This is a genomic window from Stieleria sp., assembly GCF_041595215.1.
GTDB classification, from domain to species: Bacteria; Planctomycetota; Planctomycetia; order Pirellulales; family Pirellulaceae; genus Stieleria; species Stieleria magnilauensis.
This window is the reverse complement of record NZ_JBFHKV010000350.1, coordinates 1-7,534: the sequence shown is the minus strand read 5'-3', so window position 1 is coordinate 7,534 and position 7,534 is coordinate 1. Positions and strand designations below refer to the sequence as shown.

6 protein-coding genes are annotated in these 7,534 nt (G+C 59.3%); 3 read left to right on the top strand and 3 right to left on the bottom strand.

Features of this window, described 5'->3' with window-relative positions:
- Nucleotides 1-168: 168 nt before the first annotated feature.
- Nucleotides 169-750, bottom strand: a complete 582-nt coding sequence (locus ABX749_RS14885) for a sigma-70 family RNA polymerase sigma factor (protein WP_095742537.1) — start codon at nt 748-750, stop codon at nt 169-171.
- A gap of 199 nt (nt 751-949) precedes the next feature.
- Between ABX749_RS14885 and ruvB the strand changes: the two genes are divergently transcribed.
- From ruvB to ABX749_RS14870, 3 genes are all read left to right on the top strand, one after another.
- Nucleotides 950-2,011 (top strand): Holliday junction branch migration DNA helicase RuvB, encoded by a 1,062-nt coding sequence (ruvB, locus tag ABX749_RS14880; RefSeq protein WP_372896664.1) that lies wholly within the window; start codon nt 950-952, stop codon nt 2,009-2,011.
- 34 nt (nt 2,012-2,045) lie between these two features.
- On the top strand, nt 2,046-2,699 hold the full coding sequence (nth, locus tag ABX749_RS14875) for an endonuclease III (RefSeq protein ID WP_372896663.1): 654 nt from the start codon (nt 2,046-2,048) through the stop codon (nt 2,697-2,699).
- A gap of 99 nt (nt 2,700-2,798) precedes the next feature.
- A complete protein-coding gene (locus ABX749_RS14870; RefSeq protein WP_372896662.1) occupies nt 2,799-4,172 on the top strand; it encodes a UTP--glucose-1-phosphate uridylyltransferase in 1,374 nt (457 codons plus the stop codon).
- 17 nt (nt 4,173-4,189) lie between these two features.
- Here ABX749_RS14870 and ABX749_RS14865 read toward each other — a convergent pair whose 3' ends face one another.
- Both ABX749_RS14865 and ABX749_RS14860 read right to left on the bottom strand, forming a co-directional pair.
- Complete coding sequence (locus ABX749_RS14865) at nt 4,190-6,970, bottom strand: SHD1 domain-containing protein (RefSeq protein ID WP_372896661.1); 2,781 nt, start codon at nt 6,968-6,970, stop codon at nt 4,190-4,192.
- A 408-nt stretch (nt 6,971-7,378) separates the two neighbouring features.
- Nucleotides 7,379-7,525: a hypothetical protein gene (locus ABX749_RS14860; protein WP_372896665.1), complete on the bottom strand. Its 147-nt coding sequence runs from the start codon at nt 7,523-7,525 to the stop codon at nt 7,379-7,381.
- Nucleotides 7,526-7,534 lie beyond the last annotated feature (9 nt).

Below are 7,534 nucleotides of genomic sequence, written 5' to 3'. Positions count from 1 at the left end.
GCGCTGGTGTGCAGGCTTTAGCCGCCCGTCTTGCTGCTTCGCAGCGCGTGGGGATGCGCCTGAAGGCTGGACACCAACATGCGCTGGTGTGCAGGCTTTAGCCGCCCGTCTTGCTGCTTCGCAGCGCGTGGGGATGCGCCTGAAGGCTGGACACCAACGTGTGCGACATCATTCTCCAAGCTGCTTCCGCAACGCCTTCATTCCCCGATGCAACAGCCCCGCGACGGCGCCGGTCGATTTCCCCAGTTCCGCCGCCACTTCGCTTAACTTCATGCCTTCCAGGTAGTGCAGCCGAACGGCATCGGCCTGGGCTTCGGGAAGCTGGGCGATCGCCCGACTGATTTGAATCACGCTTTCGCCGAACGCGACGTTCTGGCTGGGTGTTGGAGCGTCGCCGGCGAGGAGTCCTTCCAGACGCATCGACGAGGCGGCGAGTTTTTGCTCCATCGATTGTTCTCGGCGGATGTCGCGTTTGTCGCGGTGCAGGTCCCGATCCAGGTGGCACAGATGGTGCGCCAGGATCTGTCTCAGCCAAGCCAGCAATTCGCCTTCGGTGGACCCGCGAAACCCCTCGAATCCCTGCACGGCCTGCATCATCGCCTGTTGCACCATGTCGGAGGCCCCGATTTTTGCCTGGTAGGCCCGCCGCATCCGCGTCCGGGCGAGCATCCTCAGGTAGGGTTCGTATTGGGCGACGATCGCGGGGTCGGAAACGTCAATCGGACGAGAGGAGGAGAGGGAGTCAGTCATTGGAAAATCCTTGCGTGGGCGGTGCCGACGGGGGATCTGCAGGGGCGTAGGCCTTTCTCAGAAAGCGGGGATTGGCCTGCCCCGGCCGAGAATCGTCGGGCACCGATCAAATCTCGCGCCGACTTGAAAGGCAAATTCGGTTAAAACAACGGTTGCAAAGAAATCTTCGCAAATGCGTTTCCACACGGATGAGTACCCAATGGCGCGAGAAGCAGTCTACCAACAATCCGATCCCGCGGTCCCGGGTGATCTTCCGCCGGGAGATCCGCCGGTCGTCGCGTCGGCCAGCGCCGATGGTCCCGACGATCAGGAGAGAAAGCTGCGGCCGCGTCGGCTGGACGAAATGGTCGGCCAGCGCGATGTGATCGAGCGGCTGAAGATTGCGATCGATGCGGCCACCGGTCGGGGCGAACCGCTCGGGCACATCCTGTTTGACGGCCCTCCAGGGTTGGGCAAAACGACCTTCGCGACCGTCATCCCCGCCGAAATGGGCACGACGGTGCAGATGGCCAACGGGGCCGGGCTGAGCGCCCCCAAGGATCTGCTCCCCTACCTGACCAACGTCTCGGAAAAGTCGGTGCTGTTCATCGACGAAATCCACCGGGTGCCCAAGGCGGTCGAAGAGTACCTGTACACGGCGATGGAGGATTTTCGGATCGACATCGTGCTCGGCGAAGGGGTCAACGCTCGAACGTTGAACTTTGAACTGCAGCCGTTCACCCTGATCGGCGCGACCACACGCGCCGGCATGCTCAGCGCGCCGCTGCGTGACCGATTCCAGATCCGCGAACACCTGGGCTGGTACAGCGACGACCAGCTCTGTGAACTGGTGATTCGAAACGCCAAAAAGCTGTCCGTCGAGATCGATCAGCCGGCCGCCGGAGAGATCGCTCGCCGAAGTCGTCGGACGCCGCGTTTGGCCAACAATCGACTGCACTGGGTTCGCGATTACGCCCAAATCAAAGCGAAAGGGTCCGTCACGATCGGTGTCGCCCGTGATTCGTTGGACATGATCGGGATCGACAAACTGGGACTGGATAAACAGGATCGAAACTATCTGGAAACCCTGATCCGCGTGTTCGGCGGTGGCCCCAGCGGGCTCGAAGCGATCGCCCACACGATGAACGTCAGCAGCGATACGTTGGAAGACGAAGTCGAACCGTTCCTGTTGCGCAGCGAATTGATCGTTCGAACGCGTCGCGGACGAATGGCGACCAGCAAGGCATTCGAGCACATGAAAATGCCCCCGCCGACCCTCTAAGTGGCGTAAGCTTCCCGCTTGCGATCTGCCAACGATGCTGAAAAAGGAACGTGCCGCGCTGGTGCAGCGGCGACTAGACGAACTCTACCCCGAAACGCCGATCCCGCTCGATCACAGCGATGCGTTCACGTTGCTCGTTGCCGTCTTGTTGAGCGCGCAATGCACCGACAAGAAAGTCAATGAGGTCACTCCGGAACTGTTTCGCGTCGCCGGAACCCCCGAAAAGATGGCGGCGTTGGGGCAAGAGAAGATCCTGGAGATCATTCGTCCGCTGGGTCTGTCCAAGCAAAAAGCCAAAAGTCTCGACGGTCTGTCCAAGATCCTGATCGAGAAACATGCCGGCCAGGTTCCGCAAACGTTCGAGCAGCTGGAGGCGTTGCCCGGCGTCGGACACAAGACGGCCAGCGTGGTCATGGCCCAGGCGTTCGGGATTCCGGCCTTTCCCGTCGACACGCACATCCACCGCCTCGCCCAGCGCTGGGGACTCTCCAACGGCAAGAATGTGGTCCAAACCGAAACGGATCTGAAGAAATTGTTTCCCCGCGACTCGTGGAACAAGCTGCATCTGCAGATCATCTTCTACGGGAGAGAATTCTGTACCGCGCGGGGCTGTGACGGAACCAGATGCGACCTTTGCCGCGAGTTGTACCCGAACCGAAAAAAGCCGGTCGCGTTGAAAAAGCCGTGACGGCGGGCTCCTCCCCCCGACGGACTTGATCTGAACTGCCACTCGCCTTACACCTATAAACCTATCAAACAGATCTTTCCTCCGTCGACGCATCCAAACATGTCTTCCAATTGGCCCGCCGTCCAAGCCGTTCTCGACAACGCCGACGTCCCCGACATTGTGAAGGGATTGTTTCGGCAACATTACGAAAAACTTTGCTCGGGCACGGAAAGCTTCATCCGTGAAGCAGAAATCCAGCCGGTCTCGGATGTGGTTGACGCGGAAACACTTCCGCCGGCCATGCAAGACGCCGGTCGCGCACGACTCGATTCCGTTGCCGTGTTGAAACTCAACGGCGGACTGGGCACATCGATGGGCTTGGAAGGCCCCAAATCGTTGTTGCCCGTGCGTGGCGAAGATTCCTTCCTCAGTTTTATCCTTCGCCAAGCCGAGTTGTTGTCGGTGCCGTTGGTGCTGATGAACAGTTTCTCGACCGCAGAGCAAACCGACGAAGCGATCGCGGCGTTGGGTGACCTTGATGTGGAAGTGATCTCGTTCCTGCAGCACCAGGTTCCCAAGATCGATGCGCAGACGCTCGAACCCGCGGTGTGGCCGGCCGATCCATCGATGCAGTGGTGCCCTCCCGGTCACGGAGACATTTACGCGGCATTGGTGACCAGTGGTACGCTTGAACGATTGCTCCAAGAAGGCCGGCGCTACTTGTTCGTCTCCAACGCGGACAACCTGGGCGCGACCTTGGACTTGAGCATTTTGGGGCACTTTATCGAAAGCGGGAAATCGTTTTTGATGGAGGTCGCCGATCGCACGGCGGCGGACCGTAAAGGCGGTCACTTGGCGCGTCGCGGCGACGGTCAACTGTTGCTGCGTGAAAAAGCCCAATGCCACGGCGACGAAGAAGAACAGTTCCAGGACATCACCAAGCATCGCTACTTCAACACCAACAACCTGTGGATCGATCTAGCAGCTCTGTCGCAATTCCTTGAATCGAACGATGGCGTCGTCTCGCTGCCGACGATCACCAACCGAAAAACGGTCGACCCGAAAGATCCTGCGTCGACGCCGGTCTACCAGCTTGAAACCGCGATGGGCGCTGCAATCGAAGTGCTGCCGGAGACCGATGCCATTCGCGTTCCCCGATCGCGATTCGCCCCGGTCAAAACGACCGGTGACCTGATCGCCGTTCGCTCCGACGCCTACGAAGTCCGCGCGGACTATTCGGTGGGCTTGATCGAGCAGCGAAATGGCGTCCCGCCGAACGTCGCCCTGGACGATCGCTACTTCAAAAAAATCAGCGATCTGGATCAGCGATTTGAAGACACGCCGTCGCTGCGAGGCTGCGAGACGTTGAACGTCAGTGGAAACCTGAAACTGTCCTCGGGCATCATCATCCAAGGCACTGCAAGTCTGGTCGGTGGAGAAACACCCGCGACGGTCCCCGCAGGAACCTACGAAGGCGAACAGACATTCGCCTGATGGCATGACCTACGCCACTAGTTGGCTTTGTCGACGAAGCCGTTGAGGGTGATTTCAGTGGTTCCCAGGCCGTGTTGGTAACGCGGGTAGAGCAGCTCCTCGGGTAACTTCAAATCATTGAACATGTCATAAGAGGACTGCGCCGATTTCTGCAGCTCCGCGCCGAGCGAACCGCCTTCTTTGAAGGACACAAAGGACGGCACGCCACCGTACTGCGTTCCCCAGGCGTATTGGTCACGGTAACGAATCTCCACTTTCTGGATCCACGGCGTGACGGTGTGTTCTTCGGTTTGACTGCCGCCGATGCGTCCGAACGAGGTCAATTGATAGGTGCGTTTTTCTGGTTTTCCCGGACCCGCCGAACCGCTCAAGATGACTTCGGAACTCGGGTCTTCGCGAAAACCTTGCGCCGCAGCGGCGCGTCGCAGCCCTTGTGCGATCCGGGAATCGCCGCTTGCTTCGATGCGAACGCCCAGTCCGGGTTTGAGCATCACGAGCGAGTTGGGATCGACTTTTTTCATCAATTCGATTGCGTCTTGGTGGGGTACCGTCGCGGTTCCGACCAGAGCGTGTGCCTGGCCGGAAACATTCGTGGTGGCGGCGACCAGCATCTGTCGCCCCAGCATCTGGCGATCTGCAATCGAGACGCCTTTACCGACGTAGTTCCAGACGACCAGTTTCAGTCCCGTGCTGTAGATCTGGGAACCGGCGGAGATCCAACCGCCGGACAACAGGGTGATCGGTGTTCCCGGCCCGACCGCCAGACCGCCTTGTCGAAGCGTTTGGGGTTGGCCGCCGTCGAACAAATCCCAGATTGAAATTTCGCTGCCGCTGACCGTCAACAGGTGTCGGCCGTCTTGGCTGAAACCAACACCGCTGCCGTAGGTTCGCCCGCCGCCGCGATACGCCAATTGTCGGCCGCCATCGATTTCAAACACGCCAACGCCGCCGCTGTTGTCCATCACCGCAAAGAACTCGCCGCTGGGATGCAGGTAAAAACGATTCTCGTACACGCCGGAGATGGAGTACACGATTTCTCGCGTGGCAAAATCGTACAGAGAAACCGAGGCGTCGTTGCCCAGCAATAACCGACTGCCGCCGATCAGTTTGGCCATGTACTGCGAACGCCGCCCGAACGACCCTTTCGATTCCGGGATCTCCCAACTGGCTTCCGCCCGCGCCGTGGTTTCGCCGACGCCGACACGATAGGTGCAGAATCGAATCGGTTGGCTCCAATACCCGCCGACCTGAACACTCAACAAACGCGATTGCTCTGCCGAATAGTCAACGATCCGCTCGTCATCGAGAAACACGGGGCCTTCGACCACCGCTTTCGTTTTCGGGCTGGCCCAGTACAGCCGCGTTTCGCCACCGCTGCGACTGCTGTTCTTGGAGAACGCGCCCACGGCAACCCACTGGTCTTCACCGCCGACGGGAATGGCCGCCGAAACGGAATCGCTTTTCGAGATTGCGAATCCGGTTCCACCGGTTCCGAAGACGGGTTGAGTCGTCGCGGAGGCGGAGATGACGAGTTGCTCTAAATCCGGAGCCCGGGCGGAAACTTCAAACTCCTGACGCGGCGATTGGAAATCAAAGTTTCTTGGCCGCGGGGTGATGATCGGCGTCTCGGCAAGCAGTCGACGCAAGGTCGGATTCAACTTGGCGATTTCGACGCGTGAGTCTGTGCCATCTTCCTTTCGAATCGTGACATGGGTTTCGTCGCGGCTGATGAACCGGGCGATCACGGTGAAGCTGCCGGATGCATCGGACCACTCGCGCCAGCGGCCTTCGCCATTGGGAAAACGAATGTCGGTCAGCTTGATCCGCTCGGTCAGATCGCGATTGTGGCGTTTGAACTGTGCCTCGACTTCGCCCGGAAGCACCTTGGTGACCACGGCGTCGTACCATTGGAACCAATACTTGACTTGAATCTGATCCCCCACACGTACCGGGTTCGCGCCATCGAGTTTGTTTTCTTCGCCCGTGATCGGCGTCTTGGCCAACAGGCTGCGCAAATTCGGTGATAGAAGTGCGATGAGAATCGTGACGTCCGAACCGTCTTCCTTACGGATCGTGACCTTGTCTTGAGTGCGTGAAATGTAGCGTGCGACGACTTTGAATTTCTCGGAGGCATCGGTCCAAAGTCGCCAACGACCTTCGCCGTTTGGAAACCGGATTTCCGCGAGGGGAAACGTTCCTTCTTTCTTAAGCGTCCCGTAGTCGTACGCCACTTCCACCTGTCCGGGCAGAACGCGCTTGACCACGCCGGGGTACCACTTCGAGAAGTACTGGATTTCGATTTGATCGCCGACGCGAACCGGATTGGCGCCGTCGATCATGTTTTCGTTTCCGGTCACCGGGACCTTGAGCACCTGCTTTCGCAGATCGGACGCAAGTTTGTCGATCGGAATCGTCAGTTCCGAACCGTCGGCCTTGCGGATCTTGACTTCCGTTTCGGTGCGCGAGATGTAGCGTGCTTCGACGCTGAACTTGCCGGAACTGTCTTTCCAGACCATCCACGCGCCTTCGCCGTTGGGAAAACGCGTGTCTTCCAATTTGAACTCGCCGGTGGTCATCCGCCCGCCGCGATCGTATTCGACCGTGACGATGCCTGCGGAATAGGACTGCACGGTTGCGGGGTACCAAGTCCGAAACCACTGGACTTCGACCTGATCACCGACGCGGACCGGTGTGATCGTGTCGGAGGGGCGTTGGGCGTGCAGCGTCCCACAGGACAAGCAAAGCAGCAGGAAACAGAAGGACGCGTGCAGAGCAACCCTGGAACAGATCGGTCTCATCGGATGAAGCAGTGCGGTCGGGAGAGAATAGGGGGGATCGTTCGCTTCGAACCACCGGGGGTGATGGCACTAAGATAGCGGAATCAAGCCGATGGTTCCCTGACGCCGCCTGGCTAGCGGCAATTCTTTTGCCTGGTTCCCGGGCTGCTGCGTCTTGGCCGCCATCGGCGCGCCGGCAGAGTCGCCGCGGATGGCAAGCAGGACGCTTACCCCACTCCATCCTTTTGCCCCGAATCATCAGGGCGCGGTGGCTGAGTAGAGAGGTAGGAAGATTTTGGAGGTAGGAAGATGGGCTAAATCGAAGGGATGGCGCGATTCATCCTATTCTTACCCAATGGTCTTCTTACCGATTTTCTGCAGCGGCGAAAAACGGGGCGCCCGAAACGAGGTCACAGACGGAGCTTCTCGTTACCAGTCGGCCAGCGGGCCGGTGCTGCCGTCGGTCGCGTATTTGTACTGAGCGTTACAAAACGAGTCCGTCATGCCGGCAAGGTATTCGCCGACGACGGTTTCAATCGGATGTGATTCACAGCGGCGGCGAAATCGCAGCGGCAATCGCGAAGG